We start from the raw sequence: 22,290 nt of genomic DNA, 5'->3' as shown, positions 1-22,290 counted from the left end.
CGATTCAGGTACCGCCTGTGGGCGGATGGGGATATCGCCGGAACCGTCATGGTTAACCTTTTGTTAACCGGCTCTTGATCGGACTCATTGCCGCCGCAAATCGGGGTGCGCTTTCATGTCTGCCTGTGGACCGGTTGTCGATCGCGGCGCGAATAGTTAATCAACCGTTAAGACTCTAACGACTCTCATATCTAAGAGAATCTTATTCATTAAAGAGGGTGTGTGTGGGCATGAGCGAGCTGCGGGCCAAGCCCTCCCCCTTTCTAAACGTGCTGGACGGATTCCCGCAGGACACGCCGCCGCTCTGGATGATGCGGCAAGCCGGTCGCTATCTGCCGGAATATCGCGAGGTGCGCGCCAAGGCCGGGGACTTCCTGACCCTGTGCTACACACCGGAACTGGCCGCCGAGGTGACGCTTCAGCCGATCCGCCGGTTCGGCTTCGATGCGGCGATCATCTTTTCCGACATTCTGGTCGTGCCCCACGCCATGGGCATGAACGTGCGGTTCGAGGCCGGCGAAGGGCCACGCCTTGATCCCATCACCGACCGGGCCGGGCTGGAGGCGCTGCGGCTGTTGCTCGATCCGGCCAAGGTCCAGCCGGTGTACGAGGCCATCAACAAGGTTTCCGCCCAGCTCAGCCGCGAAACCGCATTGATCGGATTTTGCGGCGCGCCCTGGACGGTGGCCACCTACATGATCGCCGGCCGCGGCACCGACGACCAAGGCCCGGCCCGGATGATGGCGCTGCGCGATCCGGATCTGTTTCAGGCGCTGATCGACCGGCTGGTGGACGCGTCCATCGCCCATCTGGGCGCCCAGATCGATGCCGGCGCCGACGCCGTGCAGATTTTCGACAGCTGGGCCGGGGTTCTCGATCCCGCTTCGTTCGACCGCTGGTGCCTCAGGCCGCTGCGGCGAATCGTGACCGCGCTGCGGGCCTCCCATCGCAATGCGCGGATCATCGCTTTTCCCAAAGGCGCAAGCCTGGAAGCGATGGAACGCCTCGCCCATTTGCCCTTGAACGGCATCGGACTGGACTGGACGGTCGATCGCACGGCCGCGCGCGAGCGGCTTGTGGATAAGGTGGCGGTCCAGGGCAATCTGGACCCCTTGCGGCTGATCGCCGGCGGGGCCCAGCTGGAAGAGGAAATCCTTTCTATTCGCAATGACTTCGAAGGCACCCGGCACATCTTCAATCTGGGCCATGGCATCAAGCCGGAAACGCCGCTGGCGCATGTGGAAAAGCTTGTGGAAAAGGTGCGGGAAAAGCTGTGATTAAGAGCCGGCAAAAGGCCCATTTGCTCCGGCCTTTCGCCGGCTGAGGCCAACGGGCATAACGGGGACAGATGGCGGTGACGGCTATCGGCGGACCCCGGCCCGTGCCCCTATGCCGTTGCCGAAGACGGCCCCTGCCGGTCCGACCCTGGCCCCGCCCCGAGAACCAAGCCCCCTGCGGGGCGCCGTCGAGAAACCGCCATGCTGTACCTGTGGATCAAGGCCCTGCACGTGATGGCGGTCATCTCCTGGATGGCGGCCATGCTCTATCTGCCGCGCCTGTTCGTCTATCATTGCGAGGCGGCCAAGGGCTCGGTGCAGTCGGAAACCTTCAAGGTGATGGAACGCCGGTTGCTGAAGGGCATCGCTACCCCGGCCATGATCGTCACCTGGCTGGCGGGCCTCTATCTGCTGTACGAAGGCGGCTGGATCCGCTCCGGCTGGATGCATGGCAAGCTGGCGCTGGTTCTCCTGCTCAGCGGCATGCACGGCGCCAATGCCAAATGGACCCGCCAGTTCGCCAATGACGCCAACACCCACAGCGGGAAATTCTATCGCATCGCCAATGAGATACCGGCGTTGTTGATGGTCGGCATCGTCATTCTGGTGATCGTCAAGCCATTCTGATCGTCCCGTCCCTGGGCGAAAGCGCGACGCATATCCCATTGGGGGACTTGCGCATCGCCTGAATGTTCCTGTAATGTGCCCATGCTTCCCCCAACACAGGCAGCGCGCTCCCCGTACGCCGGTCCCGTCATGAGACTGTCCGGCGCGTCAGGTGGACAGACATCTGCTCCCCCTGAAGACCTGTGACCCCCTCCCCCTCCCTGCTTGTCGGACCTTCCCCCCTGTGGAGTCCGCGGCATCACCTTAGATTTCGAGGCTTTCCCCTATGCGGGAAGTGAAACTCCAGGATCTCAAGTCCAAAACCCCCGTCGAACTGTTGGCCTTTGCCGAAGAGAACGAGGTGGAAAATGCCAGCACCCTGCGCAAGCAGGAGCTGATGTTCGCCATTCTCAAGCAGCTCGCGGCCACCGAGACCGACATCATCGGCCAGGGCGTCGTCGAGGTGCTTCAGGACGGCTTCGGCTTCCTGCGCTCGCCGGACGCCAATTATCTGCCCGGCCCGGACGACATCTATGTCTCGCCCTCGCAGATCCGCCGCTTCGGCCTGCGCACCGGCGACACCGTTGAGGGCCAGATCCGCAGTCCCAAAGAGGGCGAGCGGTATTTTGCCCTGCTCAAGGTCAACACGATCAATTTCGAAGACCCTGAGAAAACCAAGCACAAGATCAATTTCGACAACCTCACCCCGCTTTATCCCGACGAGCGGCTGAAGCTGGAATTCGAGGACGCCGGCGGCAAGAAGGACTTCTCCGCCCGCATCATCGACGTGGTTTCGCCCATCGGCAAAGGCCAGCGCGGCCTGATCGTGGCGCCGCCGCGCACCGGCAAGACCGTGCTGCTGCAGAACATCGCCAAGTCCATCACCGCCAACCATCCGGAATGCTTCCTGATCGTGCTGCTCATCGACGAGCGGCCTGAGGAAGTCACCGACATGCAGCGCTCGGTGAAGGGCGAGGTGGTCTCCTCCACCTTCGACGAACCGGCGACCCGCCACGTGCAGGTGGCCGAAATGGTCATCGAGAAGGCCAAGCGCCTAGTGGAGCATGGCCGCGACGTGGTCATCCTGCTCGACTCGATTACCCGCCTGGGCCGCGCCTACAACACCGTGGTGCCGTCCTCCGGCAAGGTGCTGACCGGCGGCGTGGACGCCAACGCTTTGCAGCGCCCCAAGCGCTTCTTCGGCGCGGCGCGCAATATCGAGGAAGGCGGCTCGCTGACCATCATCGCCACCGCGCTGATCGATACCGGCTCGCGCATGGACGAAGTGATCTTCGAAGAGTTCAAGGGCACCGGCAATTCCGAAGTGATCCTGGACCGCAAGGTGTCCGACAAGCGGGTGTTCCCCGCCATCGACATCACCCGGTCCGGCACCCGCAAGGAAGAGCTGCTGGTTCCCGCCGACGTGCTCAAGAAGATGTATGTGCTGCGCCGTATCCTGAACCCCATGGGCACGGTGGACGCCATCGAGTTCCTGATGGACAAGCTGCGCCAGACCAAGACCAATCAGGACTTCTTCGACTCGATGAACACCTGACCGGATGCGGGCCGACGCCCGCAGCCACCGGACACGAAAACGCGCCCCGGCTCACGCTTGGGCGCGTTTTTTATGTCCCGATCCCGGCCGCCGCGCCGGCTCGGGCGGTGCGATCAGAACCGGCAGCGCAAACAAAAAATCCCCGGCCGCGGGCCGGGGATTGCTTCATGTCAGCATCTGCCGCGCCCGCAGGCGCGGAGCGTTCGGCTCAGGCTTCGCCGATGGTCTGCATGTTCTGGGCTTCGGACGCCATGCGCTGCTGGAACAGAGCGGCAAAATCCACCGGATCGATCATCAGCGGCGGGAAGCCGCCGCCGCGCACCGCTTCGGCGATGATCTGGCGGGCGAACGGGAACAGCAGGCGGGGGCACTCGATCAGCACCACCGGCTGGAGGCTCTGCTCCGGCACATTGATGACGCGGAAGATGCCGCCATAGGTCAAATCGAACGCGAACAGGGTGTTGCCCTGCACGGCGGCATTGCCGTCGATCTTCAGCTCGACCTCGAACTCGCCATTCTGCAGCGGGCGGGCGTTGACGTTGATCTGGATGTTCACGTCGGGCTGGCCCTGGGGGGCGCCGAGCGAGCGGGGGGCATTGGGATTCTCGAACGAGAAGTCCTTGATATATTGCACCAGCACGTTGAGCGCCGGCGCCTTGGGATCGGTCGGGCTGCCATTTTGCGTCGACATGCTAATCTCCATTTGAAACGGGTTCGCCCCCGGCGAAGGTGGCGGGTCGCTACCATGCCCCGGCGCGGCGGGCAACCACCCGGCCCTTTTCACCCCCCTACAGGAGCGGAAAGCTCGTCACGAGACGGGATTAGGGTGCCTCGAAGCTGGGGGCTCGAAATGATAGAGCGACAGCTTGCATCCGGAATGGGCTTGGGCATGCGAGAACTGTGCAGCGGCTCCGTCAGAATATGGTTTGTTGGCGTGCACTCGACCCTGACAGCCGGCGCAGCGCATCAGGTATTTGTTTGAAAGCTTGAGCGCCTTTTCGATGCTGATCTCGAGCCACACGTCCTCAATTTTGATTTCGGCAATGTGCATGGTCTTGGCTCCCGACCGCGCTAGAATGCAACCGCTGACCTCAAGCTAAATGCACCTCGGCTTTGAAGTCACGTCATTCTGGTACCGGGAGAAAGAAGTGGCCGAGCGCGACGTAGAGGATCCTCGGTTGGCATCAGATGCCAGCCCCCGCAAGCCCTTGAGCGAAGCGGCCAAGCGGGCCTTGGCGGAAGCCGAAGCGCGGCGCGCTGCCATCGATGCGGCGGCGCAATTGCCCAAGGAATATAATGGCCGCGGCGGCAAGGAGCCGGTGCGCTATGGCGATTGGGAAGTGGGCGGCATCGCCACCGACTTCTGATCCGCTCCGGCGCAAAAGAAACCCCGCCGCGGCCGAGCCGGGCGGGGTGTCGGGCACGGGGATGGACAAAGGCGGCTCAGTAGCCAAGCCCCAGAGCGGCAAGGCCCGCGAGACCCACCACGATGCGCCACCAGCCGAACACCGCGTAGCCATTGCGCGAGACGAAATCCAGCAGGCTGCGGATCACCAGCACCGCCGAGCAGAAGGCGGCGACGAAGCCCACCGCGATCAGCAGCCCGTCATCCACCGACAGTTCGTTGCGGTTCTTGAACAAATCGTAGGCGAACGCCCCGGCCATGGTGGGCAGGGCCAGGAAGAAGGAGAATTCCGCCGCCGAGCGCTTGTCCGCCCCCAGCAGCATGGCGCCGACGATGGTGGAGCCCGAGCGCGACATGCCGGGGATCATGGCCAGGCACTGGAAGAAGCCGATGCCCAGGGTCACCTTGAGCGGGAAGCCCATGGCATTGTTGAAGCGCGGCTGGAACGTCATCTTGTCGATGATGATCAGCACCACGCCGCCGAAGATCAGCGTGCCGCAGATCAGCGCCGGGCTCTCGAACAGCACCTGCTTGATGAAGCCGTGCAGCGCCGCGCCGATGATGGCGGCGGGCAGGAAGGCGATCAGCACCCCCAGCACGAAGCGGCGGGCGCCGGGATTGGTGGGCAGCGCCACCGCCACCCGCAGGAAGCGCTGGAAATAGACCGTGAGGATGGCCAGCACCGCGCCCAGCTGGATCAGCACCTCGAACGCCTTGCCGGTGCTCTCGAAGCCGATGAAGTGGGCGGCCAGCAGCAGATGGGCGGTGGAGGAGACGGGAATGAACTCGGTGAAGCCCTCCAGCAGGCCGAGGGCGAGGGCTTCGAGCAAGGTACCGAGGGTCATGGGGTCGCAGATCCAGGCGAACGGAGGAGAGAGACTGGCGCGATGCGGCGCGCGCCCGGCATCCTGTCGCCTTGCACCGCGCCGCGCAATCGGGGTTCTGGCGGCCACGGGCGCGCGGACAGACACAGGCGCGCGGCAGCAAGGATTGATTTTGCTATGAAATCCGCCACGGACTTGCGAAACAGAGCCCCTGAATATCCTCCACAGCGGCGGCGCTTTGCTTAACGGCAGGTTGTGGAAATACGTGAACCATGTTGCGGCCTTGCCACAGCGCTCCGGTGATTGTGTGCTTGCGGCACCGCAAGAACGCATTTAGACGATGGGGACCGGAGCGGCCCACCCCCGTTCGGTCGCCTGGATTTCGCAGCCCTTGGGTTCGAGTTCCAGACTGCGGCCGAGCCCTAAAGGTCGGAGCATCATGTCGTCCGAAAACCGCTTCTCCTCTTCCCGCATCCTGCTCTGAACGGCGGCCAGTTCCCCTTTCATGCAACTCCATCATCATCCCTTCTGCCCCCATTCGCGCTTCGTCCGCCTGCTACTGGCGGAATACGGCATCGAGCCGGACCTGGTGGAAGTGCGCGTGTGGGAGCGCAAGCCTGAGTTCCTGGCGCTGAATCCGGCCGGCGAAACCCCGGTGCTGGTGGAAGAGCATGTGCCCTCCGCCCCCGGCGCGGCGATCATCGCCGAATATCTCGACGAGACCCGGGGCCTCGCTTTGGCCGATCGCCGGCTGCTGCCCCATGCCCCGCTGGAGCGCATCGAGGTGCGGCGCCTGGTGGCCTGGTACAATGAAAAGATGTTCCTCGACGTCACCGACCATCTGGTGCGCGAGCGCATCTACAAGCGCTACATGAAGGCGGACCAGGGCGGCGGTCCGCCGGACGCCACCGCGCTGCGCGCGGCGCGGGCCAATATCCGCTATCATCTGAAATATATCGGCTGGCTGGCCAAGGCGCGGAACTGGCTGGCCGGCGAGCAGCTGACCCATGCGGATCTGGCGGCGGCCGCGCATCTCTCCGTCGCCGACTATCTGGGCGATGTGCCGTGGGACGTGGACGAGGATGCCAAGGCTTGGTACGCGCGGGTGAAATCCCGCCCGACCTTCCGCGCCATCCTGTCGGATTCCATTCCCGGCATGCCGGCGTCCAAGACCTATGCGGATCTGGACTTCTGAGTTTCGCTTGGCACGCCGGCGGGTGGATCGCCGGCAATAAGTTTCACGTGAAACCAAATGCGCGGTCCCGCCCATGAGCGCGCGCCCCGCTGTTTCTCCCGATCCGCTCTCCCTCAAGGATCACGCGCGCACCTTGGCCCTGGCGGAAGGCTTCGATGCCTTCGGCATCGCCGAGCCCGACATGGTGGGGCCGGCCGGCGAGCGCCTGCGGGCCTGGATCGCCGAAGAGCGCTATGGCGACATGGGCTGGATGGCCGAGACCGTGGATCGCCGGGTGCATGCCCGCGCCATGTGGCCGGCGGCGCTCAAGGTGGTGATGCTGGGCCTGAATTACGGCCCCGACCAGGATCCCCGTGCCATCCTCGCCCAGCGCAGCCACGGCGCCATCTCGGTCTATGCCCAGGGCGAGGATTATCACGACCTGATCAAGGCCAAGCTGAAGCGCGTGGCGCGCGGCCTGCTGGCAGCGGCGCGCGCGGGCGATGTGAAGGTGTTCGTGGACACCGCCCCGCTGATGGAAAAGCCCCTCGCGATGGCGGCGGGCCTGGGCTGGCAGGGCAAGCATACCAATCTGGTGTCGCGGGCGCGGGGCTCCTGGCTGTTCCTCGGCGCCATCGCCACCACCTTGGACCTGCCGGCGGATGACCCCTCCGGCGATCATTGCGGCGGCTGCCGCGCCTGTCTGGAGGCCTGCCCCACGGCGGCGTTTCCGGCGCCCTATCAACTGGATGCGCGGCGCTGCATTTCCTATTTGACCATCGAGCATAAGGGGCCGATCCCGCGCGAGCTGCGCCCGCTCATGGGCAACCGCATCTATGGCTGCGACGATTGCCTGGCCGCCTGCCCCTGGAACAAGTTCGCGGTGCTGGGCCAGGAGGCAAAGCTTGCCGCCCGCGACGACAATCGCGCCCCCGCCTTGGCGGAACTGGCGGCGCTGGATGACGCCGGCTTCCGCGCCCGCTTCGCCAAGAGCCCGATCAAGCGCACCGGGCGGGCGCGGTTTCTGCGCAACGTGCTGATCGCTTTGGGCAATTCCGCCGATCCGGCACAGGCCGAGCCGGCGCGCGCCCTGCTGGCCGATCCCGAGCCGCTGGTGCGTGGGGCGGCGGTGTGGGCACTCTCGCGCCTGCTGGATGCCAAGGCCTTCGCGCTGCTGGCCGGCACGCACGCTCCGGGAGAGGCCGATCCGGAGGTGGCGGCGGAGTGGGCGGCCAATCCCGGCCCTTTGGCCTGAGGATCAGTCTGCGGCGACGGGGGTGATCCCTGCCCGTCGGTGAGCGGAGATGGGTCCGGGCCGAAACGCGACCCACTGCGGGGCCAGCCGTCTTGCCCTTGTCGAACTTCTTCGCCACACCTGGGGGCATGACCACTCTGCTCGCCGTCGGGCTGGGCTATTGCGCCCGGCATTTTCTCGCCGCTTTCCCCGCCACCTTTGACCGGGTGATCGGCACCGCCCGCACGCCCGAGGGCGTGGCGAAGGTGCAGGACGCCGGCTTCGAGGGCGTGCTGTTCGATGGCACAAGCCTCACCCCCGCCCTGGCCGATGCGGTGGCGGCGGCGGATGTGCTGCTGCTGTCCGCGCCGCCGGAGGCCAATGGCGATCCGCTGCTGGCCGTGGCCCGCGCGGCGCTCACCGCCAGTCCGGCACTGAAGCAGATCATCTATCTCACCACCTTGGGGGTCTATGGCGACCATCAGGGCGGCTGGGTGGATGAGGACACCCCGCCCAAGGCCGGCAGCGCCCGGCTCGAGCGGCGGCTGGCGGCGGAAGCGAACCTGCTGGCGTTCGGCGCCGCGCGGGGCATTCCGGTAGCGGTGCTGCGGCTGGCGGGCATCTATGGCCCGGGGCGCAACGCCTTCGTGCAAGTCCTGGCCGGCGAGGCGCGGCGGATCGAGAAGCCGGACCAGGTGTTCAACCGCATCCATGTGGACGACATCTCCACTACCATCGCCGCGGTGCTGGCGCAGCGGTTCGGCGGCCTGCTCAATGTCACCGACGACCTCCCAGCGCCCCCAGGTGATCCCATCGTCTTTGCCGCCGGCCTGCTGGGCCTGGCGCCGCCGCCCGCGATCAGCTTTAGCGAAGCCGCCAAGACCATGAGTCCCATGGCGCTGTCCTTCTGGGGCGCGAGCAAGCGGGTGCGGAACACCCGGCTGAAGGCGGCTTTGGGCGTGCATCTGGCCTATCCGACCTATGCGGAGGGGCTCTCGTCACTCCACAAGCAGATCACGGCGGAAAAAGCTTAGCTGCGACGAAAGTTCATTTCGCCGGCAAATAAATAGCGCCCGCGGCGTTTCTGCGGCGAGATCCACCCCAGGCTCCGCTCGCAACCGCCCTGCCCGGCGCCGGTTTGGTCATCCGTCCTGCGCGAACCAGGCCTGGAACAGGGCGATCTCTTCCCGCGCCAGCGGGCCGACCCCGCGCGCCAGGATGAGACGCACCTCCGGATCAGGCTCCAGTTCCACCGCCCGCGCCCGCGCCGCCGCACCCGCCAGGCCGAACTGTCCCAGCAGGCCGGCCAGCGCGTGGGCGGCGGAGACCACCGCCGCGGGATCCTGCGCCGCGTCCCATTGGGCGATCTTCTGCGCCACATTCTCCAGGAAGCGGGACGCCAGCCGGCCAAAGGCATCCTCCCCCACCGCCTTGCGCAAGGCGGCGATGCCGGCGGGATGAAACTGCGGCCCGTCCTCGCTCGGCGCTTCTGGCGCGGCGGCGGGAGCGGACGGTTGCGGCGTGACAGCTGCGGGTGCGATGGTGGCGGCGTCCGCCTTGATGGTCCACACCGGCGCCGGGTCTGACGCCACCGCTGCATCAATCGGCGCCGGGTCCGCGTGCCGGACCTGCCCGGCCATGGGCGGCAGGGCGTCGGGCTGCGCCGGGCGATCGTCCGCCCGTTCGATCAGCACCATCATCCAGTCATCCTGCGGATCGGGACCCAGCCGCGCGGCCACCCGGCTGGCGGCGCGGCTGGCGGCGGTTTCCAGCGCCGCCGCATGGCGGCTGCACAGATCGCCGGTGAGCCAGTCCGGGCATGGCCCGCCGCTGGCCAGTTCCGCCGGATCGAGGCCATCGGTGGCCAGCAGCAGGCGCTCGCCAGCGGCCAAGGTCAGGCTGACGGTCCGGTAGTCGCCATGGTCGGTGAAGCCCAGCAGCGGGCCATCCACCTCCAGGGCGATCGCGCGGTCGCGGGACACCACCATGGGTCGGGGATGGCCGGCGGAGGCGATCTCGATCCGCCCGCCCGCATGCAGGTCCACCACCAGAGCGGTGGCCACCACCGCGTCAAACCCCGCTTCGCTGAACACGAGGCGCGACCAGCGGGCGAGGAATGGGCCGGGCGGGAGCCCCTGCCCCACATCCAGGGCGCGGATCATGGCCGCATGGGCGATGGCGCCGGCCTTGGCATTGATGCCGTGGCCCATAACGTCCACCAGCACCACCCGGTCGCCATCGGCGCGGGGCAGATGCACCACCAGGTCGCCGCCGCCGATATCGGCGGTTTCCCAGCGCAAGGCGGCGGCGAAGATGCCGAGCCGCTCCGGCAGGGTCGGGCGCAGCAGCAGGTCGAGCGAGGAGGCGAAATATTGGAACAGCCGCGCCCGCTGCCGCGCTGAGCGCACCAAAGCCAATTTCACCGTCTCCAGCAGCCGCTCGGGCACCACCGGCTTGGTGAGGAAGGTATCCACCCCCAGTTCCAGCACCCGCAGCCGCACCGTAGGGTCGCCGGTGATCATGACGATGGGGATGGGCGGGCGCTCGCTGTCATTCTCCAGCGCTTCCAACAGCGCCGTGCCTGGCTCCGACCCCAAGTGGAAATCGGTGAGGATCAGATCCACCTTGGTCTTGCGGGCGATGGCCAAGGCATTGCGCAAGGTCTGGGCCGGCAGCACCCGGTAATAGGGTTCCAGCAAGGTGAGATAGGCATCCAGCAGGACCGGCTCGTCCTCCACCACCAGCACCTGCGGCCGCCGCCGCGCCAATTGGCGGCGCACGATCAGGCGGTTGGGCGGCCCGGCCTCATAGCTGGCGGTGTCGAGCGCGCCGCGGGCGATAGCGAGGCCCCGGCCGCTGCCGCCTTCCGGATCGGAGCCGGCCAGCCGCACCCGCCGCCAGCGATCCTCGAACTGGGGATAGGCGCCGCCGTCGTCGGTGAGGGTGAGGGTGATCACCACCCCGTCCAGATCCGCATCCAGGCCGATCTCATTGGCCGGGGGGATGGCGTGGCGCACGATGTTGGTGGCCAGTTCCACCATGGCCAGCACCACTTCATCGGCGATGTCGGCGCCGATGCGCAATTGCGCGAACTGCCGCCGCAGCGCCTTGCGCAGCCACGACACCTCTTCCAGCGTGGCCGGCCGACGCGCCTCGAACAGTTTCACGGTGTCCCTCCCATGGCGCGCGCACTGTGCCGGATGCCGCCGCCCCCCGCCAGGGTGCGGGTCAGGCCATGGCGTCGAGATCTTCGTCGGAGAGCGCGCCGGGGACGATGGTGATGGGAATGGGGAAGGAGGCGGAATGCGCCCCGCCCAGGGCGCTCACCAGCGGGCCGGGGCCTTCGCGGTGGATGCCGGCGGCCAGCACCAGAATGGCGATGTCGCGATCCTCGGCGATCAAGGCCGGCAGGATGGCGGTGCGGTTGCCCTCGCGAATCACCGTCTCGGCGGTGATGCCGGCCACCTGACGGGCGCGGGCCACATAATCGTCCAGCCGCCGCTGGGCGGTCTCGGTGGCTTCCGCGCGCATGAGATCGGCGACGCCCAGCCATTGCTGGTGGGCGTCCTCCAGTTCCAGAACCCCCAGCAGCACCAGGCCGCCACGGGTGCGGGCGGCGCGGCGGGCGGCGTAATAGACCGCGCGATCGCATTCCGGGGTGTCGTCCACGATCACCAGGAATTTGCGGCGATGGCCCGGTTCGTGGCTCTGGCGCTTCAGGCTCATGGCGGTCGCTTCATGCGGCGCGGATCGCACCCATGGCGATGCTGCCATGGCGCCGGCGGCGTGAGAATGCGAAATCGCCCCGCCTCAGCCCCTGTCCCCCGCCGCGGCGCGCGCGATGCCGGCCTTCAGGTCGTCGGCGAACCTGCACATCAGCCGGACCAGGTCGTCCACCTCGCGGGCGTCCCAGGCGGCGAAGATCGCCTGCCCCAACCGGTCTCGCGCCGCGTCCACCGCATCGGTCATCGCCTTGCCCTTCGCCGTGATGACCACTTCGCGCACGCGACGGTCGACCGGGCTCTCCCGGCGTTCCGCCAGCCCCAGGCTCACCAGCTTGGCCACCTGACGGCTCACGGTGGTGTGGTCGCGCCCGGCCCGATCCGCAAGATCGACGATGCCGATGGGGCCGAACCGCTCCACCCCCACCAGCAGCGGAAACAGCGCCCGGTCCAGGGGAATGGCGGCTTCCTGGATCAGCACATCGTCGCCCTGCGGCCGGTTGATGATGGCGACAATGTCCAGAACTGCGCCATGGAGCGCGCGCAGCTGGGATCTATTATGTGTATTTTGCACGGTTTTCATTGACGGGGTCGCTCGCTGGATTTATGTGCATTTTACACGCAATAACGACCAGGGAAAGACTCACGTCCATGCAGGCAGCAATTGTCCAAGGGGCAGGCCAGACGCCTGTGCTCCGCGCGGTGGCGGAACCGCAGGCGGGGGATCACGAATGTCTTGTGGCGGTCACCGCCGCCGCGCTCAGCCAACTCACCCGCAGCCGGGCTTCCGGCCGGCACTACAGCGCCACCGGCACCTTCCCGTTCGGGGTCGGCATTGACGGCGTCGGCCGCACTTCCCAGGGGCGACGGGTCTACTTCGTTCTGCCGCGGGCCCCGTTCGGCAGCATGGCCGAGCGCACCGTCGTTGCTGCCACGCACTGTCTGGACTTGCCGGAGGCCCTCGATGACGCGACCGCCGCCGCCATCGCCAATCCCGGCATGTCGTCCTGGGCGGCTTTGACCGAGCGGGCGCGGCTCCAGCCGGGCGAGACCGTGCTCATCAACGGCGCCACCGGCATTTCCGGGCGGCTGGCGGTGCAGATCGCCAGGCATCTGGGTGCGGGAAAAGTCATCGCCACCGGGCGCAGCGCGCAGGCCCTGCGGGAGCTGGAGACGCTCGGCGCGGACGTCACGCTCGAGCTCGGAGCGGACATGGAGGCTTTCGAGGCCGGCGCAATGGCCGCGTTCGCCGGCGGCGTGGATGTGGTGCTCGATTATCTCTGGGGCCCCAGCGCCGAAGCGCTGCTGGTCGCCGCGGCCAAGGCCGGTCCCGACGCGGTGCCGATCCGCTTCGTCCAGATCGGCGAGGCGAGCGGACCCATCATCCGCCTGCCCGGTGCGGTGCTGCGCTCGTCCGCGCTCACCTTGATGGGCAGCGGCATGGGCAGCATCGCGCCCCAAGGGCTGTTGCGGGCCATCGATGGGGTGTTGCGCGCCGCGGTGCCGGCCGGCCTGCGCATCGCCACCCGAACGATCCCCATGGCCGACCTGGAGGCGGCATGGTTGGATGACGAGGGCAACCGTCGCACGGTGTTCACCCTGGCCCCTCCCGCGCCGTGACCGCCCGCCGGGCGGCGCACCATGAGGGCGCGCGCGCCGGGGGTGCGCGGCCGCGCGATTCGGCTTAAACCGCGCAGTCGGCCCGTGGTGCGTGCCGGCGGGAGACCGGCTTTCAACGCCTTGGGAGGCAGCATGTCCGAATTGACCCTGGATCAGGCCCAGACCATCGTCGCCACCGCGCTGGAGAAATCCCGCAGCCTGGCCTTGAGCCCCCTGGCCATCGCCGTGCTGGATGCGCGCGGCGCCCTGAAAGCCTTCGCAGCCCAGGACGGCACCAGCCTGAAGCGGGCGGAAATTGCGCTGGGCAAGGCCCGGGGCGCATTGGCGCTGGGCATGGGCTCGCGCTCGCTGTTCCGTAGAGCCAAGGACCAGCCGTTCTTCATCTCCGCGGCGGCCTCGGCCACCGGCGGCGATCTGGTGCCGGTGCCCGGCGGCGTGCTGATCCGCGATGCGGACCGCAAGGTCATCGGCGTGGTGGGCATCTCCGGCGACACGTCGGACAATGACGAAACCTGCGCTGTGGCCGGCATCGTTGCTGCCGGCTATCTGGCCGATCCCGGCGAAGACTGAGCCTTGTGCCCGCGACCCGCCGACGAGAGCGGCGGGTCGCGGCGCAGGATCAGACGATCTTGGCGCCTTCGTCGAAGGACAGGCGCGGCAGGCGGTCGAACACCTTGGAATGATCGCCATGGCCCAGAGCGGCGATGAAGTTGGTCTTGATCTTGGTGCCGGCGAAGAATTCCTCATCCACCTTGGCGGCGTTGAAGCCGGACATGGGGCCCACATCCAGGCCCACCGCGCGGGCGGCGAGGATCAGATAGGCGCCCTGGAGCGAGGAATTGCGGAAGGCGTGGGGCTCGACCATGCCGGGATTGTTGACGAACAGATCCTTGAAGCCCGGATTGTGCGGGAACAGCTGCGGGATCTTCTCGAAGAATTCCAGATCGTAGCCGATGATGGCGATGACCGGGGCGGCCAGCGCCTTCTGGTTGCCTTCCGACAGCGCCGGCTGCAACCGGGCCTTGGCTTCGGCGGAGCGCACGAACACCAGGCGGGCGGGCTGGGTGTTGGCCGAGGTGGGGCCGTAGATATAGAGCTCGTACAGCGCCTTCAGCTCGGCGTCGGTGACGTCCTGCGCGGTCCAGCCGTTGTGGGAGCGGGCCTTCAGGAACAGCAGGTCCAGAGCGGCCTGGTCGATCTTGTAGCTCATGGGGATCACCTTTTGGGCGGGAGCGGCCGATGCCGCCTGCGCCAGCACTTAAGCCAATGGCGGTATGGAGCAAGACACCACTGCGCAAGAAATGCTTGCATCCATGCAAACGGCGAAGGCGCCAACGCCGCTTTTGACAGCATGGAGAGGTGTCTTGAGGCGCTCGCATCACCGGCAGCGATGGGCCGTACACGGGAATTGATGGGCGCGAGCCACCAAATCGGTCTATGGTCCGGCCTTCGTTTCCAATGACTTGCCGATATCCCATGCCCGCTTCCGCCCTTGCCGCCGCCTCCCGCCTCGCCTCCCCCGCCCCTGAAGATCGCCTGTTTGCCGAGGTGCGCGCCCATGTGGCGGCGCTGCCCCAGAGCGGCATCGTCGAGGTCAAGAATTACGGCGCCGGCCGCGAAGGCCTGATTCCGCTGTGGGTCGGCGAAGGCGATATCGCCACGCCCGCCTTCATCTGCGAAGCGGCGGCGCAGGCCCTGCACGGCGGCCAGACCTTCTACACCTGGCAGCGCGGCCTGCCGGATCTGCGCGGTGCCATCGCCCGCTACATGGCCGGGCTCTACAATATCCCGGTGGACCCGGAGCGCTTCTTCGTCACCGGCTCCGGCATGCAGTCGATCCATATCGCCTTCACCATGACCCTGGCGGCGGGCGACGAGATCATCATCCCCACCCCGGCCTGGCCCAATGCGGCGGCGGCGGCGGAGAAGATCGGCGCCAAGCCGGTCTATGTGCCGTTCACCTCCGGCCCCGCCGGCTTCAGCTTGGATATCGAGCGGCTGGCGGCGGCGATCACGCCCCGCACCCGCACCATCTTCATCAATACCCCGGCCAATCCCACCGGCTTCGTGGCCAGCCACGATGATCTGCGCGCCGTCCTGGCCCTGGCGCGCAAGCACGGCCTGTGGATCGTGGCCGACGAAATCTATGGCCGCTTTTATTATGGCGACGAGGCGCGGGCGCCCTCGTTCCACGACATCATGGATGCGGACGACCACATCCTGTTCGTGCAGACCTTTTCCAAGAACTGGGCCATGACCGGCTGGCGCATCGGCTGGCTGGAAGCCCCGCCGGCTTTGGGCCAGATCGTGGAAAATCTGGTGCAATATTCCACCTCCGGCGTTGCCGCCTTCATGCAGCGCGGCGCCATCGCCGCGCTGGAACAGGGCGAGCCGTTCGTCGCCGAGCAGATCGCCCGCGCCCGGCACGGCTGCGACCTGGTGGCCGATCCCTTGATCGCCACCGGCAAGGTGGATCTGGTGAAGCCGCACGGCGCCTTCTATCTGTTCCTGTCCATTCCCGGCCATGACGACGTGCGCCGCCTCGCCTTGCAGCTCATTGACGAGGCCAATGTGGGCCTGGCCCCCGGCACCGCCTTCGGTCCCGGCGGCGAGCGCTATTTGCGGCTGTGCTACGCCCGCGGCGAGGCGCAGCTGAAAGAAGCCACCGCCCGCCTGGTGGCCTGGCTCGATCGCCAGCCGGCACCGTAGCCCGGCGTGCGGCGGTTCCTCGCGCCGGATGCGTCTGTCTGGCTGGCCGTGCTCCTGACCGCAGGGGTGGGCACGGCCGGCGGCGCCTTGGCCTCGGCCCTGGGATTTCCCGCGCCCTGGATGTCCGGGGCGCTGGTGGCCACCACCCTGTGGGCGCTGGCGGATCGCCCCATGGCGGTGCCGGAGCCGGTGCGCTGGGTGACCTTCGTGGTGCTCGGCGCCTCCATGGGCGCGGCTTTGTCCTCGGACACCCTGGCCCAGGCCAGCACCTGGCCGGTGAGCATGGCCTGTCTCGCCGTGAGCGTCATCGCGGTGATCGCCTGCTGCATGCTCTATTTCCGCAAGGTGGCGGGCTGGGATCTGGCCACCGCGCTTTATGCCTCGGCGCCCGGCGCGCTGTCGGCGGTGATCGCCATGGCCGAGACCACCTCCGCCGACATGCGCAAGGTCGCCTTCTCCCAGGGCCTGAGGCTGTTCCTGCTGGTGGCCGGCCTGCCGCATCTCTTGGGGGTGGCCGGCGGCCATGCCATGGGCAGTCCCACGCCGGCGGTGGACTCGCCCTTAGGCGCGGTGGCGGTGCTGCTGCTGGCCAGTGCTGTGGCGGCCCTGTTGTTTGCGTGGGTGCGCATTCCCGGCGGCATGCTGCTGGGGGCGATGGCGGGCAGCGCCGGGCTGCACCTGTCGGGGATCTCGCAGGCGCATCTACCGGCGCAGATGCTGATTCCGGCCTTCATCGTGCTGGGGGCCAGCGTCGGGATCCGGTTCCAGGGCACCTCGCTGGCGATCCTGCGCTCCAGCTTCCTGGCCTCCTTGGGCGGGTTTGTGGTGGCGGTGGTGATCTCGCTGGGCATGGCAGTGCTGGCGTCGGCGCTCACCGGGGAAGAGACCGGCAAGATGGTCACCGCCTTTGCGCCCGGCGCCCTGGAGACCATGACGGCTTTGGGCTTCGCCATGGGCTATGACCCGGCCTTCATGAGCGCGCATCATCTGTTCCGGTTCGCCGCTTTGTCCGTGGCGTTGCCGCTGTCGGCGCATCTGCTGTTTTCGCTCTCGAAGACACACCAGCGCTGAGCCTGTTCGAGGCCGCGGACGAGCGTCGTCAAGAAGTTGTGTTTTAGCCCGGCCTTGCCAAGGACGGCGCCTCTCACGCACATGCTGCATTGCGGTATGAACCGCGTGCCCCCATGAACCGCGTCCAGAAAGGCTTCTTTCCAGCCTCAGGCGACGCGGACCGAACAAGGTAGACATGATGAACCGTCTGGACGATCTCGCGCTGTTGGTGGGCCGCCTGCTCATGGCCGCCCTGTTCCTGCCTGCCGGCGTCAACAAGGCGATGGATCTGGGCAAGATGGCGGGCATGCTCGCCGGCAAGGGCCTGCCCTCCCCCGATCTCCTGGCGGCGTTGGCGGCCAGCGTGGAAATCGGCGGCTCCATCCTGCTGATTCTCGGCGTGCTGCCGCGCTTGACCGCGATCCTGGTGGGTGGGTTCACCCTGGTGGCGACCCTGACCTCGCACAATTTCTGGGCCATGCCCGATGCCGCCGCCCAGGCTGCGCAGCAGACCCAGTTCTTCAAGAACATGGCGATCATCGCCGGCACGATGTTCTATTTCGCCGCTGGCCCGGGCGCCTTCGCGCTGATGCGCCGCCGCTGAGCCCCCTGCGCCGGGCGCGCGTCGCGGGACGTTTCCCCGGCTGAGGTTTGAACAGGGCGCTCCCTCACCGGGGCGCCCTTTTTGGTGCGCGGGAGCGAAGGGCAGCTATTGCGCGCCGTAGCGATGCAGGCCGGCGCCGTTCGCGCGCAGCCAGGCTTCCGCCGTGCGGCGCTCGGGGAAGATGCTCTCCACCAGCCGCCAGTAGCGCGGCCCGTGGTTCATCTCCAGCCGGTGGCAGACCTCGTGGGCGGCCAGATAATCCAGCACGAAGGCCGGCGCCAGGATCATCCGCCAGGAAAACGACAGATCCCCCTGGGAGGAGCAGGATCCCCAGCGGCTGGCGGTATCGCGCAAGGTGATGCGGCCGATCTCCACCTTCATGGATGCGGCATGGCGCCGACTGGCGGCGGTGATGTCGGCGCGCGCCTGACGCTTGAGGAAGTCTTCCACCCGCCGCGCCACATGCGGCCCATCGCCGGCGACGCAGATCAGCGGGGGCTCCCCGTCCACTTCCGGCTCAAGCCAGACGGTGCCGCGGGCCTCGGGCCGATGATCGATGCGATGGGGAATGCCGCGCAGCGGGATCATCGCCCCATGGACGAAGGGCACCCCTTCCGGCAACCGCCCCAGCCGCACCCGCACCCATTCCCGATGCCGCTGCACAAAGGCGGCGGCGGTGGCAAAAGGCACGTGGGGCGGGGCCGTCAGGGTGACATCGCGCGACGCCGCGCGCACCCGCAGGGTGAGGCGCTGGGCACTGGGATGGCGGCGAATCTCGACCTTGAGCGTCTCGTCGTCCAGCACCAGCGCAACCTGCTCCGCGCCGCGCAGGGGCCTGGCGGCGGGTGGGGCTGGCTGCCTGTCCTGACGGCGGAAGAGCATGGCGGTCCAAGCGGGTTCGCCGCGATCTTGGTCAGATTCGTCCCGTCACGCTACTGATAAAGTGTGACCGGTACAGGACAGATCGGCCCGCACGGTCTCCGCTCCGGCGCGGGGACGCGGGGCGCAGGCGACGCCCCGCCGCCGCACGAGACTCAGCGCGGATAAAGGGCGGTCACGTTGGCGCCGTCCATGTCCACCGCCCGGGGAAACTCCTGGGACAGGATGAAATCGGCGATGCGCGGCTGGATCTCGGAACGGAAGCGCGAGCCGTTGAACACGCCATAGTGACCGACGCCCGGCTGCATGTAATGGGCGCGCTTGGCCTCGGGGATGCGCGGGCACAAGGTGTGCGCCGCCTTGGTCTGGCCGATGCCGGAGATGTCGTCCTTCTCGCCCTCCACCGTCATCAGCGCGGTGCGATGAATGGCCTGGGTCTTCACCGGCTGGCCCCGGTGCTGCATCTGCCCGGTGGGCAGGGCATGGGTGATGAAGACGCTCTCCACGGTCTCCAGATAGAAGCGGGCGTCCAGATCCATCACCGCCAGATATTCGTCGTAGAATTCGCGGTGCTTCTCGGCGCTGTCGCCGTCGCCCTTCACCAGATGGCCGAACAGATCGTAATGGGCCTTCACATGCCGATCCAGATTCATGCTCATGAAGCCGGTGAGCTGGAGGAAGCCGGGATAGACATGGCGGGTCGCCCCTGCATGGGACCAGGGCACCTGGGTGATGACGTTGCGGCGGAAGAACTCGATGCCCTTGTCTTTGGCCAGCGCATTCACCGCGGTGGGCGCCTCGCGGGTGTCGATGGGGCCGCCCATGAGGATCATGGATTTGGGCGCATAGGGATCGTCCTCGGCCTCCATGCGGGCGATGGCCATCAAGACCGGCACCGCCGGCTGGCACACCGCCAGCACATGGCAGTCGCCGCCGAGGCGGTGGAAGATGGAGATCAGATAGTCCACATAATCGTCGAGACCGAACCTGCCGTCCGCCAGAGGCACGGTCTTGGCGTCGAGCCAGTCGGTGACATAGACGTCATGGGTGGGCAGGAAGGCTTCCACGGTGCCACGCAGCAAGGTCGCGTGGTGGCCGGACATGGGCGCGACGATCACCAGCCGCGGCTGCGGCCGGCGCAGCGGCTGGGCGAACTCCCGCTCGAAATGCAGCAGGCGGCAGAACGGGCGCGCCCACACCGCATTGATATGGATCGGCACGCGGTGGCCATTCACCGTCGTATCGGTGATGCCCCACTCCGGCTTGGCGTAGCGCCGGGTGGTGCGCTCGAACAGCTCGAAGGCGGCAGCCATCGACTTGCCCATGGGAGTATGGGACACCGGATTGATCGGGTTCTTGAACAGCAGCCGGCTGACGTCGGCCATGGCCCGCGACGGGTTGAGCGCGGCGTGGCTCATCTCGTACATCCAGTAGAGAGGCGATGACTGGAGGGCCGCGCCCTCAACCGGTTGCCGCACCGGGCCGACAAACTCACCAATGGCCGCCATGGAAGGGGTCCTTTTTATCTATCAGGGCAGAGACTGTCCGCGGATGATTGAACCGTCAATTACGACAAAAGTTCCCCCTGATATCAGGCAGATACTGGCCGGCCGTTGCTTGCGTGAGGCTGGTCGGCCGTAAAGAACAGCAGAGAATCACTTCCATGCAGCATGCTTTCGCCCCCCATGCGCGGTCTTTAGGACTTCGGCTGGACACCCTTATCCGCTTGAGATGGTTGGCAGTTGTGGGCCAGACGCTGGCTCTGGTCATTGTATCCATTTTGCTGGGTTTTCCGGTTCCGATGATCCCCTGCCTGGTGGTGGTGGCATTGTCGGTGATGGTAAATGTTCTATTGCGCATCAAGTATCCGGTGGCCCGTCGGCTGCCGGATCTGGCTGCTGGTCCCTTGCTTGCCTATGACGTGCTTCAGCTGACCGCGCTGCTCTATCTGACCGGCGGCCTCAACAATCCGTTCGCGCTGCTCTATTTGGCGCCGGTGATGATCTCGGCCACCGCTTTGTCATGGCGCACCACGGTGATGCTGGGCGCGTTCGCGGTGGTGTGCGCCGGGGCGGTGGGGCTGTGGCACTGGCCGCTGCCGTGGGCGGAGACCAATGTGCCGGTCCTGCCGGACCTGTTCCTGGCCGGAACCTGGGTGGCGCTGTCGGTCTCCGTCGGCTTCATCGGCCTGCACTCCTGGCGGGTGGCCGAGGAAGCGCGCGAACTGGCCGACGCCCTTGCCGCCACCGAACTGGTGCTGGCGCGCGAACAGCATCTCTCCCAACTGGACGGGTTGGCGGCGGCCGCGGCCCATGAACTGGGTACGCCGCTGGCCACCATCGCCCTCGTGGTGCGGGAACTGGAGCATTCCACCAAGCCCGACGATCCCCATGCGGACGACATCGCCCTGCTGCGCGATCAGGTGAAGCGCTGCCGCGACATTCTCCAGACGCTGACCTCCCTCGGCTCCGGCGACGCGCCGTTCGACCGCATGCCGCTCTCCATCCTGATCGAGGAAGTGGTGGAGCCGCACCGGAACTTCGGCATCGACATCGTGGTGGACCTGCCGGAAGACCGCGACGCCGAGCCGGTGATCGCCCGCAATCCCGGCCTGATCTACGGCCTGGGCAATCTGGTGGAGAATGCGGTGGACTTCGCCGCCGAGCGGGTGCACCTCACCGCCCGTTGGACCGGCACCCGCATGGAACTGATCGTGCTGGACGATGGACCGGGCTTCTCGCCCGAAGTCAGCGACCGCATCGGCCAGCCTTATGTGACCAGCCGGACCCGCGACCGCGCCGACGGGGTGGAGGAGAGCGGCCTCGGCCTCGGCTTCTTCATCGCCAAGACCTTGCTGGAGCGCACCGGCGCCACCTTGTCGGTGAAGAACCGTCCGTTGCCGGCCCGCGGGGCGGAGGTCCATATCTCCTGGCCGCGCAGCGCCGTGGCCCTCGATGGGGATGAAACTGCGTCAAATCAACGCACCCATGCCCCCGAGGGGATAAAAGGAGCGTAAAAGCCCGGAGCGTCGCGCGTACCCGCGCCGGCTGGCCACCGGCGCCCGAAGGAAAGAACAATGTCTGAGCCCCTGCCGTCCGAGACCGCTGAAGAGCGTTCCGTCCTGATCGTCGACGACGACAAGTCGTTTCTCCAGCGGCTTGCCCGCGCCATGGAAGCCCGTGGCTTCGTGGTCACCACCGCCGAGAGCGTGGCGGAGGGCCTGGCCCATGTGGAGCAGTCCGCGCCCGCTTATGCGGTGGTGGACATGCGCCTCGGCGACGGCACCGGGCTGGATGTGATCTCGGCCCTGAAGAAGCACCGCCCCCATGCCCGCGCCATCGTGCTGACCGGCTACGGCAACATCGCCACCGCCGTGACCGCGGTGAAGCTGGGCGCCGTGGACTATCTCGCCAAGCCCGCCGATGCGGACGACGTGATGGCGGCCCTCATGGCCACCACCGACCACAAGCCCTCGCCGCCGGAAAATCCCATGTCCGCCGACCGGGTGCGCTGGGAGCATATCCAGCGGGTCTATGAATTGTGCGGCCGCAACGTGTCGGAGACGGCGCGCCGGCTGACCATGCATCGCCGCACCTTGCAGCGCATCCTCGCCAAGCGCGCCCCGCGCTGA

At 67.1% G+C, this 22,290-nt stretch carries 23 protein-coding genes; 14 read left to right on the top strand and 9 right to left on the bottom strand.

The features are described 5' to 3' along the window. The first annotated feature begins 230 nt into the window (after window positions 1-230). The 3 genes from hemE (at window position 231) to rho (ending at window position 3,438) form a co-directional block, all read left to right on the top strand. Window positions 231-1,277 (top strand): uroporphyrinogen decarboxylase, encoded by a 1,047-nt coding sequence (hemE, locus tag AAG816_RS03600; protein WP_341988133.1) that lies wholly within the window; start codon window positions 231-233, stop codon window positions 1,275-1,277. A 204-nt stretch (window positions 1,278-1,481) separates the two neighbouring features. Continuing rightward, window positions 1,482-1,904, top strand: a complete 423-nt coding sequence (gene hemJ / locus AAG816_RS03595; protein WP_341988191.1) for a protoporphyrinogen oxidase HemJ — start codon at window positions 1,482-1,484, stop codon at window positions 1,902-1,904. A gap of 265 nt (window positions 1,905-2,169) precedes the next feature. Then, a complete protein-coding gene (gene rho / locus AAG816_RS03590) occupies window positions 2,170-3,438 on the top strand; it encodes a transcription termination factor Rho (RefSeq protein ID WP_341988132.1) in 1,269 nt (422 codons plus the stop codon). Between the two features lie 208 nt (window positions 3,439-3,646). Here the strand turns inward: rho and secB are convergent, their stop codons facing one another. Both secB and AAG816_RS03580 read right to left on the bottom strand, forming a co-directional pair. Then, window positions 3,647-4,129 carry a protein-export chaperone SecB gene (gene secB / locus AAG816_RS03585; RefSeq protein WP_341988131.1) on the bottom strand — a complete coding sequence of 161 codons (483 nt, stop codon included), beginning with the start codon at window positions 4,127-4,129 and terminating at the stop codon, window positions 3,647-3,649. Between the two features lie 117 nt (window positions 4,130-4,246). After that, the gene (locus tag AAG816_RS03580) at window positions 4,247-4,489 is read right to left on the bottom strand and encodes a hypothetical protein (RefSeq protein ID WP_341988130.1); all 243 of its coding nucleotides are present in this window, start codon (window positions 4,487-4,489) and stop codon (window positions 4,247-4,249) included. Between the two features lie 97 nt (window positions 4,490-4,586). Between AAG816_RS03580 and AAG816_RS03575 the strand changes: the two genes are divergently transcribed. Beyond that, window positions 4,587-4,805 carry a DUF1674 domain-containing protein gene (locus tag AAG816_RS03575; RefSeq protein WP_341988128.1) on the top strand — a complete coding sequence of 73 codons (219 nt, stop codon included), beginning with the start codon at window positions 4,587-4,589 and terminating at the stop codon, window positions 4,803-4,805. 76 nt (window positions 4,806-4,881) lie between these two features. On the opposite strand, the gene AAG816_RS03570 is transcribed toward AAG816_RS03575, so the two are convergent. Then, window positions 4,882-5,688: an undecaprenyl-diphosphate phosphatase gene (locus AAG816_RS03570; RefSeq protein ID WP_341988127.1), complete on the bottom strand. Its 807-nt coding sequence runs from the start codon at window positions 5,686-5,688 to the stop codon at window positions 4,882-4,884. Window positions 5,689-6,172: 484 nt separating this feature from the next. Between AAG816_RS03570 and AAG816_RS03565 the strand changes: the two genes are divergently transcribed. The 3 genes from AAG816_RS03565 (at window position 6,173) to AAG816_RS03555 (ending at window position 9,109) form a co-directional block, all read left to right on the top strand. Continuing rightward, complete coding sequence (locus AAG816_RS03565; RefSeq protein ID WP_341988126.1) at window positions 6,173-6,862, top strand: glutathione S-transferase family protein; 690 nt, start codon at window positions 6,173-6,175, stop codon at window positions 6,860-6,862. A 73-nt stretch (window positions 6,863-6,935) separates the two neighbouring features. Next, a complete protein-coding gene (gene queG / locus AAG816_RS03560) occupies window positions 6,936-8,096 on the top strand; it encodes a tRNA epoxyqueuosine(34) reductase QueG (protein ID WP_341988124.1) in 1,161 nt (386 codons plus the stop codon). Window positions 8,097-8,224: 128 nt separating this feature from the next. Beyond that, on the top strand, window positions 8,225-9,109 hold the full coding sequence (locus AAG816_RS03555; RefSeq protein WP_341988122.1) for an SDR family oxidoreductase: 885 nt from the start codon (window positions 8,225-8,227) through the stop codon (window positions 9,107-9,109). A gap of 108 nt (window positions 9,110-9,217) precedes the next feature. Here the strand turns inward: AAG816_RS03555 and AAG816_RS03550 are convergent, their stop codons facing one another. The 3 genes from AAG816_RS03550 to AAG816_RS03540 all read right to left on the bottom strand — a co-directional run bounded on the left by AAG816_RS03550 (window position 9,218) and on the right by AAG816_RS03540 (window position 12,380). Beyond that, window positions 9,218-11,242: a SpoIIE family protein phosphatase gene (locus tag AAG816_RS03550; protein ID WP_341988120.1), complete on the bottom strand. Its 2,025-nt coding sequence runs from the start codon at window positions 11,240-11,242 to the stop codon at window positions 9,218-9,220. Between the two features lie 61 nt (window positions 11,243-11,303). Further along, complete coding sequence (locus tag AAG816_RS03545) at window positions 11,304-11,801, bottom strand: universal stress protein (RefSeq protein WP_341988119.1); 498 nt, start codon at window positions 11,799-11,801, stop codon at window positions 11,304-11,306. Between the two features lie 84 nt (window positions 11,802-11,885). Further along, window positions 11,886-12,380, bottom strand: coding sequence for a MarR family winged helix-turn-helix transcriptional regulator (locus AAG816_RS03540; RefSeq protein ID WP_341988118.1), 495 nt, complete (start codon window positions 12,378-12,380; stop codon window positions 11,886-11,888). 68 nt (window positions 12,381-12,448) lie between these two features. On the opposite strand from AAG816_RS03540, the gene AAG816_RS03535 reads away from it, so the two are divergent. Together AAG816_RS03535 and AAG816_RS03530 are read left to right on the top strand one after the other, a co-directional pair. Continuing rightward, complete coding sequence (locus AAG816_RS03535; protein ID WP_341988116.1) at window positions 12,449-13,417, top strand: zinc-binding alcohol dehydrogenase family protein; 969 nt, start codon at window positions 12,449-12,451, stop codon at window positions 13,415-13,417. A 132-nt stretch (window positions 13,418-13,549) separates the two neighbouring features. Further along, the gene (locus AAG816_RS03530; protein ID WP_341988114.1) at window positions 13,550-13,987 is read left to right on the top strand and encodes a heme-binding protein; all 438 of its coding nucleotides are present in this window, start codon (window positions 13,550-13,552) and stop codon (window positions 13,985-13,987) included. Between the two features lie 49 nt (window positions 13,988-14,036). Here the strand turns inward: AAG816_RS03530 and AAG816_RS03525 are convergent, their stop codons facing one another. Next, window positions 14,037-14,627 carry a malonic semialdehyde reductase gene (locus AAG816_RS03525; protein WP_341988112.1) on the bottom strand — a complete coding sequence of 197 codons (591 nt, stop codon included), beginning with the start codon at window positions 14,625-14,627 and terminating at the stop codon, window positions 14,037-14,039. A 266-nt stretch (window positions 14,628-14,893) separates the two neighbouring features. Here AAG816_RS03525 and AAG816_RS03520 point away from each other — a divergent pair, with 266 nt between their 5' ends. The 3 genes from AAG816_RS03520 to AAG816_RS03510 all read left to right on the top strand — a co-directional run bounded on the left by AAG816_RS03520 (window position 14,894) and on the right by AAG816_RS03510 (window position 17,780). Continuing rightward, on the top strand, window positions 14,894-16,126 hold the full coding sequence (locus AAG816_RS03520; protein WP_341988111.1) for a pyridoxal phosphate-dependent aminotransferase: 1,233 nt from the start codon (window positions 14,894-14,896) through the stop codon (window positions 16,124-16,126). Window positions 16,127-16,174: 48 nt separating this feature from the next. Next, on the top strand, window positions 16,175-17,197 hold the full coding sequence (locus AAG816_RS03515; RefSeq protein ID WP_341988110.1) for an AbrB family transcriptional regulator: 1,023 nt from the start codon (window positions 16,175-16,177) through the stop codon (window positions 17,195-17,197). 175 nt (window positions 17,198-17,372) lie between these two features. Further along, the gene (locus tag AAG816_RS03510) at window positions 17,373-17,780 is read left to right on the top strand and encodes a DoxX family protein (protein ID WP_341988109.1); all 408 of its coding nucleotides are present in this window, start codon (window positions 17,373-17,375) and stop codon (window positions 17,778-17,780) included. A 105-nt stretch (window positions 17,781-17,885) separates the two neighbouring features. Here the strand turns inward: AAG816_RS03510 and AAG816_RS03505 are convergent, their stop codons facing one another. After that, entirely contained in the window at window positions 17,886-18,662 is a 777-nt protein-coding gene (locus tag AAG816_RS03505; protein WP_341988108.1) for a SprT family zinc-dependent metalloprotease, read from the bottom strand. A gap of 152 nt (window positions 18,663-18,814) precedes the next feature. Next, window positions 18,815-20,167: a polyhydroxyalkanoate depolymerase gene (gene phaZ / locus AAG816_RS03500; RefSeq protein ID WP_341988107.1), complete on the bottom strand. Its 1,353-nt coding sequence runs from the start codon at window positions 20,165-20,167 to the stop codon at window positions 18,815-18,817. A 155-nt stretch (window positions 20,168-20,322) separates the two neighbouring features. Between phaZ and AAG816_RS03495 the strand changes: the two genes are divergently transcribed. Next, entirely contained in the window at window positions 20,323-21,675 is a 1,353-nt protein-coding gene (locus tag AAG816_RS03495; RefSeq protein WP_341988106.1) for an ActS/PrrB/RegB family redox-sensitive histidine kinase, read from the top strand. A gap of 60 nt (window positions 21,676-21,735) precedes the next feature. Continuing rightward, a complete protein-coding gene (locus AAG816_RS03490) occupies window positions 21,736-22,290 on the top strand; it encodes an ActR/PrrA/RegA family redox response regulator transcription factor (protein ID WP_341988105.1) in 555 nt (184 codons plus the stop codon).

This window comes from Azorhizobium sp. AG788 (assembly GCF_943371865.1).
Taxonomy (GTDB): domain Bacteria; phylum Pseudomonadota; class Alphaproteobacteria; order Rhizobiales; family Xanthobacteraceae; genus Azorhizobium.
This window is presented reverse-complemented; position numbering and strand designations above follow the sequence as displayed.